Origin of the sequence: Aquincola tertiaricarbonis, from assembly GCF_023573145.1 — a bacterium.
Taxonomy (GTDB): Bacteria; Pseudomonadota; Gammaproteobacteria; order Burkholderiales; family Burkholderiaceae_C; genus Aquincola; species Aquincola tertiaricarbonis_B.
Genome location: NZ_CP097636.1, coordinates 2689669 through 2708704 on the forward strand (window position 1 = coordinate 2689669; position 19036 = coordinate 2708704).

Genomic DNA, 19036 nt, shown 5'->3' on the forward strand with positions numbered 1-19036 from the left:
CACAGCCTTGAAGGACACCGACGCATGCTCAGCCTCTTCCAACTGAACGAAGCCTCGCAGGCCGAGTTCGTCGCGCTGCTGGACGGCGTGTACGAGCACTCGCCCTGGATCGCCGAACAGGCCCATGGCCGCAAGCCGGCTGGCGGCTTCACCAGCCTGGCCCAGCTCAAGCTGGCGCTGGCCCAGGTGGTGACCGATGCCGCCCACGACCAGCAGCTGGCCCTGGTGCGCGCCCACCCCGAGCTGGCCGGCAAGGCCATGGTCAGCAAGACGCTGACCGCCGAATCCACCCACGAGCAAGGCAAGGCCGGCCTGACCGACTGCACGCCGCTGGAGTTCGAGAAGATCCAGCAGCTCAATGCCGCCTACAACGAACGCTTCGGCTTCCCGTTCGTGATGGCGGTGCGCGGGCCGCGCGGCCTGGGCCTGCACCGCAGCGAGATCATCGCCACCTTCGAACGCCGGCTGGGCCACCCCGCCGACTACGAGCTGGCCGAGGCGCTGCGCAACATCCACCGCATTGCCGAGATCCGGCTGAACGACAAGTTCGGCGTCGAGCCCACGCTGGGCAACCTGGTGTGGGACTGGGCCGAAGCCCTGGCCGTGCACAGCGACCCTGGCTACGCCGAGCAGGGCCAGCTCACCGTCACCTACCTGACCGATGCGCACCTGGCCTGCGCGCGGCAGCTGCAGTCGTGGATGCTGGCATGCGGCTTCGACGACGTGCGCATCGACGCGGTGGGCAACGTGGTGGGCGTGTACCACGGCAGCGATCCTTCAGCGCGCCGCCTGCTCACCGGCAGCCACTACGACACCGTGCGCAACGGCGGCAAGTACGACGGCCGGCTGGGCATCCTGGTGCCCATGGCCTGCGTGCGTGAGCTGCACCGCGCCGGCCGCCGCCTGCCTTACGGGCTGGAGGTGATCGGCTTTGCCGAAGAAGAAGGCCAGCGCTACAAGGCCACCTTCCTGGGCTCGGGCGCGGTCATCGGCCAGTTCGACGGCCGCTGGCTCGACCAGCAGGACGCCGACGGCGTGACCATGCGCCAGGCGATGGCCGACGCCGGCCTGGACCCGGCCGACATCCCGCTGCTGCGGCGCGACCCGGCGGGCTACCTCGGCTTCGTGGAAGTGCACATCGAGCAAGGGCCGGTGCTCAACGAGCTGGGTCTGCCGCTGGGCGTGGTGACCTCGATCAACGGCAGCGTGCGCTACCTGTGCGAGATCACCGGCATGGCCAGCCACGCCGGCACCACGCCGATGAACCGCCGCCGCGATGCGGCCGCCGCCACCGCCGAAGTGATCCTGTACCTGGAACGGCGCGCTGGCAGCGTGCCCGACCTGGTGGGCACCGTGGGCATGCTGCAGGTGCCGGCCGGCTCCATCAACGTGGTGCCGGGGCGCTGCCTGTTCAGCCTGGACATCCGCGCCACCACCAATGAAGTGCGCGACGAATGCGCGGCAGACGTGCTGGCCGAAATCAACGCCATCTGCGAACGGCGCGGCGTGGCCTTCAAGGCCGAAGAAACCATGCGCGCCGCCGCCGCCCCCAGCGATGCCGCCTGGCAGCAGCGCTGGGAGCGCGCGGTGGAGGCGCTGTCGCTGCCGGTGTTCCGCATGCCCAGCGGCGCCGGCCACGACGCGATGAAGCTGCACGAGGTGATGCCGCAGGCGATGCTGTTCCTGCGCGGGCTCAATGCCGGCATCAGCCACAACCCGCTGGAAAGCATCACCAACGACGACACCGAACTGTGCGTGCAGGCCTTCCAGCGCCTGCTCGACCAACTTGCCACGGAACTCCAAGCATGAGCACCACGCCCTACCAACAACTCGACGCCTGGATCGACGCCCACTTCGACGAAGAGGTGAAGACGCTGCAGGCCCTGGTGCAGGTGCCCACCGACACCCCGCCCGGCAACAACGCGCCGCATGCCGAGCGCACCGCGCAGCTGCTGGAGAGCTTCGGCTTTGCGCCCGAGAAGCACCCGGTGCCGGCGCAGGCGGTGAAGGACTACGGCCTTGAATCGATCACCAACCTGATCGTGCGCCGGAAGTACGGCGAAGGCCGCACCATCGCGCTGAACGCCCACGGCGACGTGGTGCCCCCGGGTGAAGGCTGGACCCACCCGCCCTACGGCGGCGAGGTGCACGACGGCAAGCTCTACGCCCGCGCGGCGGCCGTGAGCAAGAGCGACTTCGCCAGCTACATCTTCGCGGTGCGGGCGCTGGAATCGCTGGGCGCGCCGCTCAAGGGCGGCGTGGAGCTGCACTTCACGTATGACGAAGAGTTCGGCGGTGAACTGGGCCCCGGCTGGCTGCTGCAGCAGGGCCTGACGAAGCCCGACCTGCTGATCGCCGCCGGCTTCAGCTACCAGGTGGTGACGGCCCACAACGGCTGCCTGCAGATGGAAGTGACGGTGCACGGCAAGATGGCGCATGCGGCCATCCCCGACACCGGCGTGGATGCGCTTCAGGGCGCGGTGGCCATCCTGAATGCGCTGTATGCGCAGAACAAGTTGTACAAGCAGGTCACGTCCAAGGTGGAGGGCATCACCCACCCGTACCTGAACGTGGGCCGCATCGAAGGCGGCACCAACACCAACGTGGTGCCGGGCAAGGTGGTGCTCAAGCTCGACCGCCGCATGATCCCGGAAGAAAACCCGGCCGAGGTGGAAGCCGAGGTGCGCCGCGTGATCGCCGAAGCCGCGGCCGGCCAGCCGGGCATCACGGTGGACATCAAGCGCCTGCTGCTGGCCAACGCCATGAAGCCGCTGGCCGGCAACCAGCCGCTGGTGACCGCCATCCAGAAGCACGGGCAGGAACTGTTCGGAGAGCCCATCCCCACCAGCGGCACGCCGCTGTACACCGACGTGCGCCTGTACGTGGAACGCGGCATCCCCGCCGTGATCTACGGCGCCGGCCCGCGCACGGTGCTGGAAAGCAATGCCAAGCGCGCCGATGAGCACCTGGTGCTGGAAGACCTGCGCAAGGCCACCAAGGTGGTGGCGCGCACGCTCTTCGACCTGCTGAGCTGATCAATCCAGGGGCTGAAAGCCCGTTCGGCGTACCGCGTCGGCCCAGAAGGCCGATTCGCGGGCCTGCAGCTGCGCCAGGCCGGCGGCGTCCAGGCTGCCGGCGCGCAGGCCGGCCACCTGCAGCCGGGCCCGCAGCTCGGGCTGGGCCAGCACCCGGGCCACGGCCGCGCCCTGGCGGGCCAGCACCTCAGCCGGCGTGCCGGCGCGGGCATACAGGCCCAGCCAGCCGCTCACGGCCAGGTCGATGCCGGCCTCGCGCACCGTCGGCAGCTCGGGCTCCAGCGGCGTGCGCTCGGCGCTGAAGCAGCCGATCAGCCGCAGCCGCCCCGCTCGCGCCGCCTCCTGCAGGTCGGACAGCGGCAGCACCGCCAGCGGCACATGGCCGCCCACCACCGCCGCCAGCGCCTCGCCCGGCGACTTGTAAGGCACATGGGTCAAGGCGACGCCTGTCAACTCGGCCAAGCGCGCCAGCAGGAAGTGCGCACTGGTGCCGATGCCGGGCGAGGCGCAACCCGCGGGCGCCCGCTGCGCGCGCAGCCAGCGGGCCAGTTGCCGCACGTCGCCCGCCGGCACGCCCGGGCCGGCGCCGATCACGAGATCGAACTGGGCCACCTGCGCCAGCGGCGCCAGATCGGCCACCGGGTCGTAGCCCAGCTGGCGGAACACGTGCGGAAACAGCGTGACCGCGCCGTGCGGCACCAGCAGCAGCGATTGGCCATCGGGCCGCGCCTGCTTCATCGCCTGCGGCGCCAGCCGGCCGCTGGCGCCGGGGTGCGCCTCCACCCACACCGGGCGGCCGAGCAAGGGCTGCAGTTGCTCGGCGAGCAGTCGCGCCACCAGGTCGACGGCGCCGGTCGGGAATCCGGTGAGCAGCCGCAGCGCCTCGGCCGGCTGCGCGCCGGCCAGGCCGGGCGCCAGCGCCGCGCCCAGCCCGAGGTTGAAATGGCGGCGGCGCATCATGCCGAGTCCGCCGATGGCGGGAGCCAGCGGGCAATGGTGGCGAACATGGTGTCCACGTCCAGGGGTTTGGCGATGTGGTCGTTCATGCCGCAGGCCAGCGCCCGTGCATGATCGCCCCGCATCGCATTGGCGGTCATCGCGATGATGGGCAGCCCCGCCCAGTGCGTCTGCTGGCGGATGGCGCGCGCGGCGTCATAGCCGTCCATCACCGGCATCTGGCAGTCCATCAGCACCAGATCGAACGGCTGCTCGGCCAGACAGGCCAGCGCCGCCTGACCATCCGGGGCCACGGTCACCTCGGCACCCACCTCCTCCAGCAGCGCCACGGCCAGTTCCTGGTTGATCGGGTTGTCCTCGGCCAGCAGCAGCCGCTTGCCGCGCAACCGCTCGCGCGCCGCCCAGCCCGGCGCCGGCACGGCGGGCTGGCCGCAGTCGTCCGGCTGGCGCTGCAGCCGCAGCTCGAAGAAGAAGCAACTGCCCACGCCCGGCTGGCTCTCGACGTCGATGCGCCCGCCCATCAGCTCCACCAGATGGCGGCAGATGGCCAGGCCCAGCCCGCTGCCACCGAAACGGCGCGAGGTGGAGGTGTCGCCCTGCTCGAACGCACGAAACAGCCGGGCCTGTTGCGCCGGGTCGATGCCGGGGCCGGTGTCGCGCACTTCCAGGCGCAGCAGCACTGCGTCTTCCGGCGGTGGCGTAGGCTGCCAGTCCACGCCCACGGTCACCTCGCCCTGCTGGCTGAACTTGATGGCGTTGCTGCCCAGGTTGGCCAGCACCTGCGTCAGCCGCAACGGGTCGCCCAGCAGGCGCGGCGGCAGGTCGGTCGGGGTGTCGAACACCAGCCGCAGGCCCTTGTCCTCGGCAGGCTGGCCGATCATGCTGGCCAGGTTGCGCAGCACCTCGCCCAGGTCGAAGGGCACCTGCTCCACCTGCAGCTTGCCGGCCTCGATCTTGGAGAAGTCCAGGATGTCGTTCAGCAACGCCAGCAGCACCTTGGCCGAGCGCTGGATGCTTTCCACGTAGTGCTGCTGCTGCGGCGGCAGGCCGCTGCGCAGCGCCAGATGGCTCATGCCGATGATGCCGTTCATCGGCGTGCGGATCTCGTGGCTCATGTTGGCCAGGAACTCCGACTTCACCCGCGTCGCGTCCTCGGCCTGCTCCTTGGCGTGCAGCAGCTGCGCCTGCGCATGCTTTTGCGCCGTCACGTCCTTGAGCGACAGCACCAGCCGTTCACCATCGCCGCTGTCGGCCAGGAAGCCGCTGACCTCGGCCTCCACCAGCCGGCCGTCGTCGCAGCGGTGCTGCGTCTCGAAGGCGATCAGGCCGCCGTGCTGGCGCATGTCGGCCACGTGCAGCGCATAGGCTGCCAGGCTGCAGTTGGCATGCAGCTGCGGCGCCGGCCGGCCGGCCAAGGTGCCCGGGGCACAGCCGAAGTGGTCGTGCGCCGCCCGGTTGGCATACACCACGGTGAAGTGCACGGTCTCCAGCCACAGCATCGGGCCGCCGTGCTCCACCACGTACTGGTTGAACATCAGCATGCGCTCCTGGCGCCTTTGTTCGGTGACGTCTTCCAGCGTGAACTGCAGCAGCGGCCGGCCCTCGTGCTCGAAGCGCATCAGGTGCACGCGGGCGTCCCACTGCGTGCCATCGGGCCGCTGGTGCAGGGCTTCGAAGACCTCCATGCCGGTGCGCATGGCGCTGGCGGCGCGCAGCCGCTTGCGGTTGACCATCATGTCGGCGCTGGCGATGCCGTTGCGCTGGATCGGCGCCTGCACGTCCAGCGGCGTCAGGCCGATCACGTCCTCGCGCGACTTCATGCCGTAGATGCGCACCGCCGCCTCGTTGCAGTCGATGAAGCCGCCGGCCGGGTCGTAGATGACCATCGGCCGCATCGAGTGGCGGAACAGCTTGTCGGCGTAGTCCACGGCACGCCGCATGCGGTCGGCGTCGCGCCGAGCCTCGTCGCGCTCGCGCCGCAATCGCTGCAGCGCAGCGATCGACCTGGTGGGCAAGGCGGCCCGCACTGCGCCGCGTGATCGGTGAGATTTCTTGAGTGCGTGGACCATGAGCCAGCCCGGGTAAGCGCGCGGATTCTAGAAACAGAGTCGCCGCGCCGCGCACCCACTCCCTATGATGGAGCACGCACCATCCCGGTGCTAGCGGCTTGTGCACGAAAGTTGCAGACAAGCCTCCGGTTCGACCTTCCACGCCGCTGGCGCCGCGGTCGCCGATCTGTGTTCTGTCCGGAGTATTCGCCCATGACCTTCGCCGCACCGCTGCTCGACAGCGCTCGTCGCCGCCTGATCGGCGCCACCGCCGCCGCAGCCGCCCTGCTGGCCGCCGGCCCCGTGCTGGCCCAGGAAACGCCCATCAAGTTCCAGCTCGACTGGCGCTTCGAAGGCCCGGCCGCACTGTTCCTGGTGCCGGCCGCCAAGGGCTATTTCAAGGCGGAAAAGCTCAATGTCACTATTGACGCTGGCAACGGTTCGGGCGGCACCGTCACACGCGTGGCCTCGGGCACCTACGACATGGGCTTCGCCGACCTGGCGGCGCTGATGGAGTTCCACGCCAACAACCCCACCGCGCCCAACAAGCCGGTGGCGGTGATGATGGTCTACAACAACACGCCCGCCGCGGTGCTGGCGCTCAAGAAAAGCGGCATCAAGACGCCGGCCGACCTCAATGGCAAGAAGCTGGGCGCGCCGGTGTTCGACGCTGGCCGCCGCGCCTGGCCCATCTTTGCCCAGGCCAACAAGATCACCAACGTCAGCTGGACGGCGATGGACCCGCCGCTGCGCGAAACCATGCTGGTACGCGGCGACATCGAGGCCATCACCGGCTTCTCGTTCACCTCGCTGCTGAACCTGGAAGCCCGCGGCGTGAAGACCGAGGACGTGGTCATCCTGCCCTACCCGCAGTACGGCGTGAAGCTGTACGGCAACGTGGTCATCGCCAGCGAGGAGTTCCTCAAGAAGAACCCGGAGCAGGTCAAGGCCTTCCTGCGCGCCTTCACCAAGGGCGTGAAGGACGTGATCGCCGACCCCAAGGCGGCGATTGCCACCGTGAAGGAGCGTGACGGCATCATCAATGCCGACCTGGAAACCCGCCGACTGAAGCTGGCGCTGGACCAGACGGTGCTGACGGCCGATGCCAAGGCCGAAGGCTTCGGCGCCATCAACCCCGCCCGCCTGACGCTGATGGCCAGCCAGGTGTCCGACGCCTTCAACACCAAGCAGCGTGTGAATGCCGCCGCGGTGTGGAACGACAGCTTCCTGCCCGCCGCCGCCGACCGCAACATCTTCTCGGTGTCCAAGAAGTGAGGCGGGCCGAGCGCCGGGCCGCTCCCAAGCCGGCCCGCGTCCCCTCGGGGGACCGACCGATGTACCCATCGGGCGAGGGGCAGACATGACTTCCTTCGTCGACTTTCATCAAGTCTGGCTGGCCTACAACGAAGAACTGGAAGCGGCCGGCCAGTACGCCGTCGAGGACATCAACCTGAAGGTCAACGAGGGCGAATTCATTGCCATCGTCGGGCCTTCGGGCTGCGGCAAGAGCACGTTCATGAAGCTGGCCACCGGCCTGCGCCGGCCCACCAAGGGCACGGTGATCATCGGCGGCCAGGAAGTGAAGGGTCCGCTCAAGATCACCGGCATGAGCTTCCAGGCCCCCAGCCTGCTGCCCTGGCGCACCACGCTGTCCAACGTGATGCTGCCGCTGGAGATCGTGGAGCCCTACCGGTCCAACTTGCGCGCCAAGAAGGCGGAGTACACCGAGAAGGCCCGGGCGCTGCTCAAGAGCGTGGGCCTGGGCGGCTACGAGGACAAGTTCCCGTGGCAGCTGTCGGGCGGCATGCAGCAGCGCGCGGCCATCTGCCGGGCGCTGGTGCACGAGCCCAAGATGCTGCTGCTGGACGAGCCCTTCGGCGCGCTCGACGCCTTCACCCGCGAGGAGCTCTGGTGCGCGCTGCGCGACCTGCAGGCGGCGCAGAAATTCAACGTCATCCTGGTGACGCACGACCTGCGCGAAAGCGTGTTCCTGGCCGACACGGTGTACGTGATGAGCAAGAGCCCCGGCCGCTTCGTCGTGCGCCGCGAGATCGAGCTGCCGCGCCCACGCGACCTGGAAGTGACCTATTCGCCCGAGTTCACCGCCATCGTGCATGAACTGCGCGGCTACATCGGCGCGATGCGCAAGGCCGGCGCGGAGGTGGCGCAATGAAGAAGAACAAGGTGCTGCACCGCGCGGCCCCGCTGCTGCTGGGCGTGGGCGTGGTGCTGCTGTGGCAGCTCATCTGCAGCGGCTTCAACGTCAGCGACTTCATCTTTCCCAGCCCGCTGCGCATCGCCGAGCAGTCATGGGAACACCGCACGCTGATCCTGGGCCACGCCTGGCACACCTTCTGGGTGACGATGGTGGGCTTTGCCATCGCCATCGTGGTGGGCGTGCTGCTGGGCTTCCTGATGGGCAGCTCCAAGCTGGCCTATGACGCGATGTACCCGTTGATGACCGGCTTCAACGCCCTGCCCAAGGCGGCCTTCGTGCCCATCCTGGTGGTGTGGTTCGGCATCGGCATCGGGCCGGCCATCCTCACCGCCTTCCTGATCTCGTTCTTCCCGATCATGGTCAACATCGCCACCGGGCTGGCCACGCTGGAGCCCGAGCTGGAAGACGTGCTGCGGGTGCTGGGCGCCAAACGCTGGGACGTGCTGATGAAGGTGGGCCTGCCGCGCTCGCTGCCGTACTTCTACGGCTCGCTCAAGGTGGCCATCACGCTGGCCTTCGTGGGCACCACGGTCAGCGAGATGACGGCCAGCAACGAAGGCATCGGCTACCTGCTGATCAGCGCCGGCAGCTCGATGCAGATGGGCCTGGCCTTCAGCGGCCTGCTGGCCGTGGGCATCATGGCAATGGCCATGTACGAGCTGTTCTCGGTGGTCGAGAAGCGCACCACCGCCTGGGCGCACCGGGGCTCGCAGAACCACTGAACGCAAGTTCAGTTTGCCGGGCGCTGCTACCATCCTGCGCCCATGGAAACGCCCGGCAACCTCTTCGTCGTCGCCGCCCCCAGTGGCGCCGGCAAATCCAGCCTCGTCAAGGCGCTGCTCGAACTCGACTCGCACCTGGCGGTGTCGGTCTCGCACACCACGCGGGCGCCGCGCGGCCAGGAGCAGCAGGGCCGCGAGTACGTATTCACCGACGAGGCCAGCTTCCGCGACATGATCAACCGCGGCGACTTCTTCGAGTGGGCGCAAGTGCACGGCAACCTGTACGGCACCTCCCGCTCAGCCATCGAAGACCGCCTGAACCGCGGCGAGGACGTGGTGCTGGAGATCGACTGGCAGGGCGCGCTGCAGATCAAGCAGCTGTTCGTGCATGCGGTGCTGATCTTCATCCTGCCGCCGAGCTGGAACGAGCTGCAGCAGCGCCTGCAGCGCCGCGGGGAAGACCAGCCCGAGGTGATCGAGCAGCGCATGGCCAATGCCCGCCACGAGGTGGCGCAGGCCAGGCATTTCGACTTCGTTATAATCAACGCCCTCTTCGAGACGGCGCTTTTCGACCTCAAAACGGTCGTTCACTCGCAGCGCCTCAAGTACGCCGCGCAGCGGCGTAACAAATCCCAGGTCTTTGCTGCGCTCGACCTGATCTGAACCTCACCAGGACACTCCATGGCCCGCATCACCGTCGAAGACTGCCTGAACAAGATCCCCAACCGTTTCCAGCTGGTGCTGGCGGCCACCTACCGCGCCCGCATGCTGAGCCAGGGCCACACCCCGCGCATCGAGAGCAAGAACAAGCCCGGCGTGACCGCGCTGCGCGAGATCGCCGCCGGCGAGATCGGCCTGGAAATGCTGCGCAAGGTGCCGGTGTAAGCACCGCACACTGCCACCTGTGAGACGGGCGCTTCGGCGCAAAGTCCTCTGAAAGACGGGCGCTTCGGCGCCCGTCGGCCTTTTCGGGGCCCGGATAAATCCACGGCGCAGCGGTTCGCGCCGACACTCCTGCTAGATTCGGTGCCATGGGGATCCGATCGTTCGCCGCTGAACTGTTGCCAAGCGCGCTGGTGGCCGCGCGCTCTGCTGCGCAGCGCTCGTCCGAACCGCAGGAGGCCGCCTCCTTCGCGGCGCTGCTGGACAAGCTGGGCTACCTGCCCAAGACCGACGTCAAGGTCATCCGCGAGGCCTACAAGTTCGCCGACGCGGCCCACCTGGGCCAGTACCGCGCCACCGGCCAGCCCTACATCACCCACCCCATCGCCGTCGCCGGCCTGGTGGCCGACTGGAAGCTGGACGCGCAGGCCATCATGGCCGCCCTGCTGCACGACACGATCGAGGACTGCGGCGTCACCAAGCCGCAGCTGATCGAGCACTTCGGCGCCGCCACCGCCGATCTGGTGGACGGGCTCACCAAGCTGGACAAGCTGCACTTCAGCACCCGCGAGGAGTCGCAGGCCGAGAGCTTCCGCAAGATGCTGCTGGCGATGGCGCGCGACGTGCGCGTCATCCTGATCAAGCTGGCCGACCGCCTGCACAACATGCGCACGATGACGGGCATGGCGCCCGAAAAGCGCGCCCGCATCGCCCGCGAGACGCTGGAGATCTACGCGCCCATCGCCCACCGCCTGGGCCTGAACCGCGCCTACCGCGAGCTGCAGGAGCTGTCGTTCCAGTTCCTGCACCCCTGGCGCCATGCCGCGCTGATGAAGGCGGTGCAGCGCTCGCGCGGCTACCGCCGCGACATCGTCGACCGCGTGCAGCGCGAGGTGGAAAAGGCCTTTGCCAACGCCAAGGTGAAGGTGCAGGTCTCGGGCCGCGAGAAAACGGTCTACTCCATCTACCGCAAGATGAACGAGAAGCACACCTCGTTCGCGCAGGTGAGCGACCTGTTCGGCTTTCGCATCGTGGTACCCACGTTGAGCGACTGCTACCTGTCGCTGGGCGTGCTGCACCAGCTGTACAAGCCGGTGCCGGGCCGCTTCAAGGACTACATCGCCATTCCCAAGGCCAACGGCTACCAGAGCCTGCACACCACGTTGGTGAGCCCGCTGGGCACGGCGGTGGAGTTCCAGATCCGCACCGAGCCCATGCATGCGGTGGCCGAAAGCGGCATCGCGGCACACTGGATGTACAAGACCAAGGACGTGCACCAGCCCGAAGAAGCGCAGCGGCTGGGTGCGCTGTGGCTGAAGTCGCTGCTCGACATCCAGGACGAGAACAACGACTCGGCCGAGTTCCTGGAGCACGTGAAGATCGACCTGATCCCCGACGCGGTCTACGTCTTCACCCCCAAGTCCAAGATCCTGGCGCTGCCGCGCGGCGCCACCGCGGTGGACTTCGCCTACGCCATCCACTCCGACGTGGGCGACCATTGCGTGGCCGCCAGCGTCAACGGCGAGCCGGTGGCCCTGCGTACCGAGCTGAAGAGCGGCGACGTGGTGGAGGTGGTCACCGCCCCCGGCGCCCGACCCAACCCGGCCTGGCTGAACTTCGTGCGCACCGGCCGCGCACGCAGCAAGATCCGCCACTACCTCAAGAACATGGAGCATGAGGAGTCGCGGGCGCTGGGCGAGAAGCTGCTGGCGCAGGCGCTGCGCGCCGAGGGCATGCTGATGCCCTCCTACGACCCGGCCGATGCCACCGCCACCGCCACCTGGCAGCAGCTCACGCGCTGGAGCGGCAACCGCAACCGCGACGAGCTGATGACCGACATCGGCCTCGGCAAGAAGATCGCCAACATCGTGGCCAAGCGGCTGGCCCACAACATGGTGGAACGCGGCGCGCGGCCCGATGCGGTGACGCTGTCGATGGGCCGCTATGCGGTGGACGACAGCGTGCCCAGCCAGGGCATGGTGATGATCGACGGCACCGAAGGCGCCTCGGTGCAACTGGCCACCTGCTGCAAGCCGATCCCGGGCGACGCCATCGTCGGCTACCTGGGCCGCGGCGAGGGCCTGACGGTGCACACGGCCGAATGCAGCATCGGCAAGCGCCTGCACGAGCGCGACCCCGAGCACTTCCTGCGCGTGGGCTGGGCCGAAGAACTGAGCCGCCCGTTCGACACCGTGATCAGCCTGCTGCTGGAAAACGGCAAGGGGGTGCTGGCGCGGGTGGCGCAGTCGGTGAACAGCGCCGAGGCCGACATCACCCACATCGACATGGACGACCAGCGCGACGGCCAGACCGCCGAGATGCGGCTGACGCTGTCGGTGCGCGACCGCCTGCACCTGGCCGACGTGCTGCGCATCCTCAAGCGCGCGCCCGCCGTGCTGCGGGTGGCGCGCGTCAAGCCCTGATCGTCGCGGCGCCTCAGCCCTTTGGCTGCGGCGCCGGGTAGCGCACCTCCAGCACCTCCACCGTCTCCAGCCCGCCCGGGGTCATCAGCGTCACCTCGTCGCCTTCGCGGGCCTTGAGCAGCGCGCGGGCGATGGGGGATATCCAGCTCACCTCGCCGGCCAGGTTGTCCACCTCGTCGATGCCCTTGATGGTGATGGTGCGCTCCTCCCCCTTGCCGTTGGCATAGGTGACGGTGGCGCCGAAGAACACCTGGTCGCTGCCGTGGTGGGCCGAAGGATCGGCGACCTCGGCCACGTCCAGGCGCTTGGTGAGAAAGCGGATGCGGCGGTCGATCTCGCGCAGCCGCTTCTTGCCGTAGAGGTAGTCGCCGTTTTCCGAGCGGTCGCCGTTCTTGGCCGCCCAGGACACGATTTCCACGATCTTGGGCCGCTCGCCGTCGATCAGCGCCAGCAGCTCCGCCCGCAGGCGCTGGTAGCCGGCGGGCGTCATGTAGTTGCGGGTGCCGGCAGGCAGCGGCGGCAGGCCGCCGACTTCGTCGTCGTCGTCCTCGCGGTCGGTTTCCTTGGTGAACGCCTTGTTCATGGCCGCGATTTTGCGGCCTTCGCGGGTTCGGCCTTGCCCGGCGCCGACTTCTGCACCAGCGCCTGGCAGTTGTCTTCCTTTTCGCCGCTGCCTGGGTCCAGCAGCGGCAGCAGCGCGGCCAGCGGCCCGGCCACCGCGGCCAGTGCCGCACCGGCTGCCACGCGGGCGGCGATCGGGCCCTTGGCAATGCCGACCTCCGGCGAGGCGAAGCTGCCCGTCAGCAGCAGCGGCGAGCGCAGCGTGGCAAAGCTGAAGTCCTTGGGCTTGGTTTCGCTGCGCAGGTTCAGCAGCTCGTTCTTCAGGTCGATGGTGCCGCTCAGCGCCACGGTGCTGTCGCGCGTGTCCAGCACGGCCACGCTGGGCGTCAGCACGCCCTGCTTGGCGTCCATAGCCACCACCGCGCAGTTCAGCGGCAGGCTGTTGTCGCCGGAGACGAACACTCCCAGCGCCTGCGCCACGTCGATGCCCAGCGCTTCCACGATCAGGTGCGACAGCGTGCCGTTGCGCACCACCGCGCGGGCGCTGCCGTCCAGCGTGCTCAGCAGCTGGGCGGTGGAGTTGCCCTGGCCGCGCAGCTTGAATTCGGCCTGCAGCTCGCCGGTGATGTAGGCCGTGACCGGGCCGCTGCCCTGGCGGGCCGCTTCGCGCTCACGTTCCAGCTTGGCCTTGCTGCTGCGGGCGGTCACGTCGGCGTTGTCCTTGCGCGCGGCCTTCAGCCAGCCCGCCACGTCCACGCCGCGCAGCTTGAGGTCGGTGTCCCAGCGCGGTGGCTTGGTGGTGCTGTCCAGCCCGGTGGAGCCGGTCACGCTGCCGCCGGCGGTGGTGGCCTTGATGTCTTCGATGCGCAGCACACCACCGGCCAGCACGATGCGCCCGGCCAGCGGCCGCAGCGTTTCCAGCGCGCTGGTGTTCAGGTTCAGCTCGTCCAGCGCCACATGCACGTCGGCGTCCATCGCCTTCAGGGAAGGCAGGTCGAAACTGCGGTCGGGGATCACGCGCGGGCCGCCGTTGCGGGTGTTGGGCGGCGGGGTGGAAGGCTTGCCGTCGGCACCCACCGCCGGCGCCAGGTCGGCCAGGTCCAGCCGCTTGCCCAGCAGCTCGCCGGTGAGCTTGGGCGTGGCCGGCTGCGGGTCGTACGCAAAGGTGCCCCGCAGTGCGCTCTTGCCGATGGTGGCCGTGCTCACTGCCACATGCCACACCGGGTCGGTATGGCGCAGCGTGCCCACCAGGTTGAAGGGCGGCGTCGTGGGCAGGGTGACGTTCAAGGCCTCGCCCACCGCGCCCAATGACGGACCGCTGATGCGCAACTCGCCTTCGATGCCTCGTGCGCCCAGCGGGTCGTGCACCAGGCCGTCGTAGGCCAGCTTGGCGCGGCCGATCAAGGCCTGCGCCTTCACCTGCAGCGGCGCAGGATGCTCGTCGTCCAGCAGCGGCAGCACCTGGGGCGAGCGGGCTTCCAGCTTCACCGGCATGCCGCGCCAGGTGCCTTGCGCATCGGCCTCCAGGCCGAAATCTCGTTCCGCACCGCCAGCGCCGGACGCCGCCGGCGCCGAGGCAGCGCCTGCGGCGGGCGCGCTTTCGCGCATCCGGGCATGGGCCTCCACCTTCACCTCGGTGACGGCATCGTCGACGTGGATCGCGGCCTCACGCAGCCGCACCCGCTCCACGCGCGGCGGGTCGCGCTCCACCTGGGGCTGCTCAGGGTCGGTCTTGAACTGCCAGCTGGCCACGCCATCCTTGGGCCGCAGCACATGGGCTTCCAGCTGGTCGGCCTGCAGCGCGACGATGCGCAGCGCCCCGCCCTGGCGGAAGTCGTTCACGTCGCCCCAGCGCCAGCGCAGCAGCACGTTCCTGGCATCCACCAGGAAAGGCGCCTGGCTGCCGGGCGCGGCACCCACCCAAAGCGCACCCGCGCTGGCCTGCGGCGGGCGCAGCAGGTGCAGGCGGAAGGGCGCGCTGATGCGCACGGGCGCGCCCAGCGCGTCGGTGGCATAACGTTCGATCGGCCCGCGCAGGAAACGCCACCCCAGCAATTCGGCAATCAGCAGCAATGCGACCAGCCCTACGATGACGCCACCCAGCACACGCAGCCAGCGGCGCGGCCGGCGGGAAGCGGACCGGGAGGCGGACGGAGCAGCGGCTGTCGACGGGGTGCTGGGAGTCATGTGCCATTGTGGAAAGCGGCGCCTGCGCGCATGGTCGTACCGCGCCCACAAGCACCGTCGGACAGCACCTACACTGCCGCGCCGCCGGCCACGGCATCATGCGCCTTGTCACACACCCACGCCCCACCGCCCTTGCCCGCCACCGCCCCCACCCCTGCTGCCAAAGCCACCCGTGCCTCGGGCAGCTGGCTGGTCGGCTGCGAGTTGTGTGACGCGCTGAACCAAGTTCAGGCCGACCAGCCCGCCACCTGCTGGCGCTGCGAATCGCCGCTGCACACGCTGCACCACGGGGCCAGCGCCGAATCGGCATCGCGCCTGTCGGGGGTGATCGCGCTGCTCACCGCGGCCTGGGTGTGCATCATCGCCACCCACCTGGAGCCCATGGTGTCGCTGGCGCTGCGCGGGCTGGAAAGCTCGGTCACGCTCAGCGGTGCCGCGGTGGTGCTGTGGCAGCAGGGCAAGCTGGCACTGTCGGCGGCCTTGTTCATCACCACCGTCATCGCGCCGGCCACCGAAATGGCGGCCATGCTGCTGGTGGCGGTGGCGCTGTGGTGGCGCGCCCGCTCGCCCGCTGCACTGCGGCCGCCGCCGCGCTGGCTGGGCCCCGTGCTGCATTTATGGCAGGGCATGCGCGACTGGAACATGACCGAGATCCTGGTGCTGGGCACTGCGGTGGCCCTGGTCAAGCTGGGCCAGCTGGCCACGCTGGTCGTCGGCCCCGGCCTGGTGGCGCTGATGGCCTTCATGGCCCTGCGGCTGGCCGCGCTGCGGCTGCTGTCGCCGGTGGATGCGTGGGCGCTGCTGGACCCGCGCGAAGTGCGGCTGCGCTAGCGATGCCGATGCGCTGGTTCACCCGCCGCCCGCCCGCCCGGCCCGCGCAGCCGGCCGCGGACCACTGCCCCACGCTGCATGAATGCGGCCTGCAGCAGTGCCCCGCCTGCCTGCTGGTGCTCAAGGCCCCGGCCGACGAAAGGCTGGGCCCCGGCCGCTGCCCGCGCTGCGAAGCCCAGCTACGCGGCCCGCTGCGCCGCAGCGTGGGCACCACCACCGCGCTGCTGCTGGCGGCGGCGGCCTTGTACGTGCCCTCCAACACCCTGCCCATCATGATCACCCGCTCGGCCGTGGGCGAGCGGGCCGACACCATCATGTCCGGCGTGGTGGCGCTGGCGCAGGCCGGCTCCTGGCCGCTGGCGGCCATCGTCTTCATCGCCAGCGTGCTGGTGCCGCTGCTCAAGCTCAGCGTGCTGAGCTACCTGGTGCTGGCGGTGCACCTGGGCTGGCAGCGGGGCCGCACCCACCGCACCACGCTGTACCGGCTGATCGAGACGGTGGGCCGCTGGTCGATGCTGGACGTGTTCGTGGTGGGCATGCTGGCCTCGCTGGTGCAGCTGGGCCCGGCCGCGCAGGTCTCGGCCGGCCCCGGCGTGGTGGCCTTCGGCACCGTGGTGTGGCTCACGCTGTGGGCCACGCAAAGCTTCGATCCGCGCCTGCTGTGGCAGGCGCCCGGGGCGCCGGCCGCCTGCGCCCGCCTTCCTTCTTCCGACCGAGCCGACGACCGGCAGCCCGATGCAGCCCGATGACCCCCAAGACCGGCCGGCCCGTCCGCCGGCCCCCGCCCTGCCGCCCGACATCCCCGAGGCGGTGCCCGAACGCCGCCGCCGCTGGTCGATGGCCCAGGCCATCTGGCTGGTGCCGCTGATCGCGGTGCTGGCCGTGGGCTGGCTGGCTGCCAGCGAATGGCTGCAGCGCGGCCCCACCATCACCATCCGCTTTGCCACCGGCGAAGGCATCGAGGCGGGCAAGACCCGCATCAAGTACCGCAACGTCAATGTCGGCCAGGTCACGGCGGTGAAGCTGGCGCCCGACCTCAAGGGCGTGCTGGTGACGGCGCAGATGGAACGCAATGCAGCCCCGCTGCTGGTGGAAGACTCGCGCTTCTGGGTGGTGCGCGCTCGCGTGGCAGGCGGCGAGGTGTCGGGCCTGACCACGCTGCTGTCGGGCGCCTACATCGGCGTGGACGGCGGCAAGAGCGCCGAATCACAGCGCCAGTTCACCGGGCTGGAAACGCAGCCGGTGGTGTCGGTGGACGAGGCCGGCAAGGAATTCGTGCTGCAGGCCAGCAGCCTGGGCTCGCTGGAAATCGGCTCGGCGGTGTACTTCCGCCGGGTGCGCGTTGGCCAGGTGCTGTCGGCCGATCTGGCGCCCGATGGCCAGGGCCTGCGGCTGCGCGTGTTCGTGCGGGCGCCCTACGACCGCTTCGTCAGCACCAACAGCCGCTTCTGGCATGCCAGCGGCGTGGACGTGTCGTTCGACGCCAGCACCGGCCTGCGCCTGCGCACCGAGTCGCTGCTGTCGGTGCTGGTGGGCGGCGTGGCCTTCGAGACGCCGCCCGAGCTGGACGCCAGCACGCCCGCCACCACGGGCAGCAGCTTCACGCTGTTCGAGGGCCAGGCCGCCGCGCTGCGCCGCGGCGCGGCGCAGGTGCTGGAGTACACCGCCGTGTTCACCGATTCGGTCCGTGGCCTGGCGGTGGGTGCGCCGGTCGAGTTCAAGGGCTTCGTGATCGGCGAGGTGGCCTCGCTGGGCATCCGCTTCGACCGCGAGGGCGGCGGCTTCGCCTTCCCGGTCAAGCTGCACATCTACCGCGACACCGCGGCCACGGTGGCCTCGCGCGAGCCCAACAACAACCGCCGCACCGAAGACGGCGTGGGCGGCAACGGCGCCCGCTTCCCGATCGAGCGGCTGCTGTCGGGCCGCTCGGTGGAGCGCGGGCTGCGTGCCCAGCTGCGCAGCGCCAACCTGCTGACCGGCCAGCGCTACGTGGCCATCGACTTCTTCCCCGAGCACCGGGGCGAGAAGGTGGCCGGCCTGACCGAAGGCCAGCGCGAGATCCCGACGGTGCGCGATGCCTTCGGCGAGCTGCAGGCCCAGGTGGCCCGCATCGCCAACCGGCTGGAAGACGTGCCCTTCGAGAAGCTGGCCGGCGACCTGAGCAAAGCGCTGGTGGGCATCGAAAGCGCCACCAAGTCGCTGGAATCGACGATGGGCAGCGTGCAGCGCGAGCTGGTGCCCAGCGCCCGCCAGACGCTGGACGAGACGCGCAGCACCATCAAGGAAGTGCGCGGCCTGCTGGCCCAGGACGCGCCGCTGCCGCAGGACCTGCGGGCCGCGATGCAGGACCTCTCGCGGGCGGCCGATGCCATCCGCCAGCTGGCCGACACGCTGGACCGCCAGCCCGAGTCGCTGCTGCGCGGCAAGCGGCTCAACCCTGTTGACCGCCCCCAGGGCCGGGCTGCGCCCAGCCCGCCCCCCGCGGGGGCCCAGGAAACTTGGGGCGGCCCGGCATTTCCTGTTGAGACGGAGAACGAACGATGACACCGCGCCCCCTTCTGGCCGCAGGCGCGCTGGCCGCGGCCCTGCTGCTGGCCGGCTGCGCCGGCTCGCCGCCGCCTTCCTGGCACAGCGTGCTGCCGGCCGATGCGCAGCCGGCGGCCGGTGGCGCCACGCCGGCGCCGGCCGCGGCCCGCGTGGCCACCTTGCAGGTGGGCCGCATCTCGGTGCCCGATGCGGTGGACCGCTCGTCACTGGTGGTGGCCACCGGCACCGGGCTCACGGTGCAGGAAGGTCAGCGCTGGATCGAGCCGGTGAAGGCCCAGCTGCCGCGGGCGTTGGCGCTGCTGCTGTCCGACCGGATGCCCGGCACGGCCGTCACGGCCTGGCCGGCCGGCGTCGGTGGCACGCCGCAATGGCGGCTGGTGGCGGACGTGCAGCGCTTCGACCTCAGCGCCGCGCCGGCGCAGGCGCGGCTGCGGGTGGTGTGGACGCTGCGGCCCGGAGACCCGAACGCCGGCGTGGCCGGCCCGGCCGCCACGCCGCAGGTGTTCGACGTCACGGTGCCGGCCACCGGCGGCGACGACCCGGCCGCACTGGTGGCGGCGATGCGCGCCGCGCTGGCCCGCTGGGCCGACGTGGTGGCGCGGGCATCCGGCAGCTGAGCAACAAG

General features: G+C 70.0%; 16 protein-coding genes. 12 read left to right on the forward strand and 4 right to left on the reverse strand.

The features are described 5' to 3' along the window. Positions 1–24: 24 nt before the first annotated feature. Both uraD and MW290_RS26715 read left to right on the forward strand, forming a co-directional pair. The gene (gene uraD, locus MW290_RS26710) at positions 25–1809 is read left to right on the forward strand and encodes a 2-oxo-4-hydroxy-4-carboxy-5-ureidoimidazoline decarboxylase (protein WP_250197391.1); all 1785 of its coding nucleotides are present in this window, start codon (positions 25–27) and stop codon (positions 1807–1809) included. Beyond that, positions 1806–3035 (forward strand): M20 family metallopeptidase, encoded by a 1230-nt coding sequence (locus tag MW290_RS26715; RefSeq protein ID WP_250197392.1) that lies wholly within the window; start codon positions 1806–1808, stop codon positions 3033–3035. The genes uraD and MW290_RS26715 overlap by 4 nt, the downstream gene beginning before the upstream one ends. Here the strand turns inward: MW290_RS26715 and MW290_RS26720 are convergent, their stop codons facing one another. Both MW290_RS26720 and MW290_RS26725 read right to left on the reverse strand, forming a co-directional pair. Then, on the reverse strand, positions 3036–3992 hold the full coding sequence (locus tag MW290_RS26720) for a tripartite tricarboxylate transporter substrate-binding protein (protein ID WP_250197394.1): 957 nt from the start codon (positions 3990–3992) through the stop codon (positions 3036–3038). After that, positions 3992–6007: a PAS domain-containing hybrid sensor histidine kinase/response regulator gene (locus tag MW290_RS26725; protein WP_250197395.1), complete on the reverse strand. Its 2016-nt coding sequence runs from the start codon at positions 6005–6007 to the stop codon at positions 3992–3994. Before MW290_RS26725 ends, MW290_RS26720 begins: the two co-directional genes overlap by 1 nt. Before the next feature lie 246 nt (positions 6008–6253). On the opposite strand from MW290_RS26725, the gene MW290_RS26730 reads away from it, so the two are divergent. From MW290_RS26730 to MW290_RS26755, 6 genes are all read left to right on the forward strand, one after another. Next, positions 6254–7315, forward strand: a complete 1062-nt coding sequence (locus MW290_RS26730; protein ID WP_250197396.1) for an ABC transporter substrate-binding protein — start codon at positions 6254–6256, stop codon at positions 7313–7315. A gap of 85 nt (positions 7316–7400) precedes the next feature. Further along, a complete protein-coding gene (locus MW290_RS26735) occupies positions 7401–8213 on the forward strand; it encodes an ABC transporter ATP-binding protein (protein ID WP_250197397.1) in 813 nt (270 codons plus the stop codon). Then, positions 8210–8980 (forward strand): ABC transporter permease, encoded by a 771-nt coding sequence (locus tag MW290_RS26740; RefSeq protein ID WP_250197398.1) that lies wholly within the window; start codon positions 8210–8212, stop codon positions 8978–8980. The genes MW290_RS26735 and MW290_RS26740 overlap by 4 nt, the downstream gene beginning before the upstream one ends. 42 nt (positions 8981–9022) lie before the next feature. Next, on the forward strand, positions 9023–9643 hold the full coding sequence (gene gmk / locus MW290_RS26745) for a guanylate kinase (RefSeq protein ID WP_250197399.1): 621 nt from the start codon (positions 9023–9025) through the stop codon (positions 9641–9643). Between the two features lie 18 nt (positions 9644–9661). Next, positions 9662–9865, forward strand: a complete 204-nt coding sequence (gene rpoZ / locus MW290_RS26750) for a DNA-directed RNA polymerase subunit omega (protein ID WP_046115469.1) — start codon at positions 9662–9664, stop codon at positions 9863–9865. A gap of 146 nt (positions 9866–10011) precedes the next feature. Further along, positions 10012–12285, forward strand: coding sequence for a RelA/SpoT family protein (locus MW290_RS26755; protein ID WP_250197400.1), 2274 nt, complete (start codon positions 10012–10014; stop codon positions 12283–12285). 13 nt (positions 12286–12298) lie between these two features. Here the strand turns inward: MW290_RS26755 and greB are convergent, their stop codons facing one another. After that, positions 12299–12868: a transcription elongation factor GreB gene (gene greB / locus MW290_RS26760; RefSeq protein WP_250197401.1), complete on the reverse strand. Its 570-nt coding sequence runs from the start codon at positions 12866–12868 to the stop codon at positions 12299–12301. Further along, positions 12865–15033: an AsmA family protein gene (locus tag MW290_RS26765; RefSeq protein ID WP_250197402.1), complete on the reverse strand. Its 2169-nt coding sequence runs from the start codon at positions 15031–15033 to the stop codon at positions 12865–12867. Before MW290_RS26765 ends, greB begins: the two co-directional genes overlap by 4 nt. A gap of 105 nt (positions 15034–15138) precedes the next feature. Here MW290_RS26765 and MW290_RS26770 point away from each other — a divergent pair, with 105 nt between their 5' ends. From MW290_RS26770 to MW290_RS26785, 4 genes are read left to right on the forward strand one after another with little or no spacing between them, the layout of a single operon-like run. Further along, entirely contained in the window at positions 15139–15864 is a 726-nt protein-coding gene (locus MW290_RS26770; protein ID WP_250197403.1) for a paraquat-inducible protein A, read from the forward strand. An 8-nt stretch (positions 15865–15872) separates the two neighbouring features. After that, positions 15873–16613 carry a paraquat-inducible protein A gene (locus MW290_RS26775; RefSeq protein WP_250197404.1) on the forward strand — a complete coding sequence of 247 codons (741 nt, stop codon included), beginning with the start codon at positions 15873–15875 and terminating at the stop codon, positions 16611–16613. Further along, on the forward strand, positions 16600–18408 hold the full coding sequence (locus MW290_RS26780; RefSeq protein ID WP_250197405.1) for a PqiB family protein: 1809 nt from the start codon (positions 16600–16602) through the stop codon (positions 18406–18408). Before MW290_RS26775 ends, MW290_RS26780 begins: the two co-directional genes overlap by 14 nt. After that, positions 18405–19028 carry a PqiC family protein gene (locus tag MW290_RS26785; RefSeq protein WP_250197406.1) on the forward strand — a complete coding sequence of 208 codons (624 nt, stop codon included), beginning with the start codon at positions 18405–18407 and terminating at the stop codon, positions 19026–19028. The genes MW290_RS26780 and MW290_RS26785 overlap by 4 nt, the downstream gene beginning before the upstream one ends. Positions 19029–19036: the final 8 nt, after the last annotated feature.

Coding starts and splice junctions, on each gene's coding strand:
- MW290_RS26720 (WP_250197394.1), bottom strand. CDS start 3,992: ATGCGCCGCCGCCATTTCAACCTCGGGCTGGGCGCGGCGCTGGCGCCC.
- MW290_RS26730 (WP_250197396.1), top strand. CDS start 6,254: ATGACCTTCGCCGCACCGCTGCTCGACAGCGCTCGTCGCCGCCTGATC.
- MW290_RS26740 (WP_250197398.1), top strand. CDS start 8,210: ATGAAGAAGAACAAGGTGCTGCACCGCGCGGCCCCGCTGCTGCTGGGC.
- MW290_RS26775 (WP_250197404.1), top strand. CDS start 15,873: ATGCGCTGGTTCACCCGCCGCCCGCCCGCCCGGCCCGCGCAGCCGGCC.
- gmk (WP_250197399.1), top strand. CDS start 9,023: ATGGAAACGCCCGGCAACCTCTTCGTCGTCGCCGCCCCCAGTGGCGCC.
- MW290_RS26755 (WP_250197400.1), top strand. CDS start 10,012: ATGGGGATCCGATCGTTCGCCGCTGAACTGTTGCCAAGCGCGCTGGTG.
- MW290_RS26765 (WP_250197402.1), bottom strand. CDS start 15,033: ATGACTCCCAGCACCCCGTCGACAGCCGCTGCTCCGTCCGCCTCCCGG.
- uraD (WP_250197391.1), top strand. CDS start 25: ATGCTCAGCCTCTTCCAACTGAACGAAGCCTCGCAGGCCGAGTTCGTC.
- MW290_RS26780 (WP_250197405.1), top strand. CDS start 16,600: ATGCAGCCCGATGACCCCCAAGACCGGCCGGCCCGTCCGCCGGCCCCC.
- rpoZ (WP_046115469.1), top strand. CDS start 9,662: ATGGCCCGCATCACCGTCGAAGACTGCCTGAACAAGATCCCCAACCGT.
- greB (WP_250197401.1), bottom strand. CDS start 12,868: ATGAACAAGGCGTTCACCAAGGAAACCGACCGCGAGGACGACGACGAC.
- MW290_RS26715 (WP_250197392.1), top strand. CDS start 1,806: ATGAGCACCACGCCCTACCAACAACTCGACGCCTGGATCGACGCCCAC.
- MW290_RS26785 (WP_250197406.1), top strand. CDS start 18,405: ATGACACCGCGCCCCCTTCTGGCCGCAGGCGCGCTGGCCGCGGCCCTG.
- MW290_RS26735 (WP_250197397.1), top strand. CDS start 7,401: ATGACTTCCTTCGTCGACTTTCATCAAGTCTGGCTGGCCTACAACGAA.